The organism is Trujillonella humicola (assembly GCF_046233715.1).
GTDB classification, from domain to species: domain Bacteria; phylum Actinomycetota; class Actinomycetes; order Mycobacteriales; family Geodermatophilaceae; genus Trujillonella; species Trujillonella humicola.
Genome location: NZ_JBJNRJ010000145.1, coordinates 1 through 676, shown reverse-complemented (window position 1 = coordinate 676; position 676 = coordinate 1). Strand labels below are relative to the sequence as shown.

Genomic DNA, 676 nt, shown 5'->3' with positions numbered 1-676 from the left:
GCAGCGGCCTTCTTCGCGCGGACGCAACCGTAGCCGAGCGCTGCGCACTCATCCACGCGGAGAAGGACACCTACGACATCACGTTCATGTGCCCGCTGCTGGGCGTGCCGCGGTCGACGTACTACGCCTGGACCCACCGGGCCGAGACCAGGTCCCAGGCCCGCCGGCGGGCGCTGGCCGCCGAGATCGCCCGCGAGTTCGACGACTCCCGGCAGACCTCGGGCTGCCGGCGGATCGCCGCGGCGCTCAACCGCCGCGGCATCGCCTGCTCGATCGGGCTGGTCGCCGACCTGATGCGTGAGCTCGGGCTCGCGGCGGTCCAGCCCCGGTCCTACAAGCGCACCACGCTGCCCGGCAGCGCGCCGGTGCCGGCCGCCGACCTGCTGGAGCGGAACTTCACCGCCGACGCGCCAGGGCAGCGTCTGGTCGGGGACATCACCTACCTGCGCACCGGTGAGGGCTGGCTGTACCTGGCCACGGTCATCGACCTGGCCACCCGGATGGTGGTCGGCTGGCAGCTGGCCGACCACATGCGCACCAGCCTGGTCACCGACGCCCTGCAGATGGCCATCGGCTCCGGACACGTCGCGACCGACGCCATTTTCCACTCCGATAGGGGCACGCAATACACGTCGGCCGAATTTGCTGCATTCACAGCGAGGAATAACATCCGACG

1 protein-coding gene is annotated in these 676 nt (G+C 70.4%); it reads left to right on the top strand.

Translation table 11 applies throughout. From position 1 onward, the window contains the following. A partial coding sequence (locus ACK586_RS25475) for an IS3 family transposase (RefSeq protein ID WP_409333325.1) occupies positions 1-676 on the top strand: 676 nt, incomplete at both ends.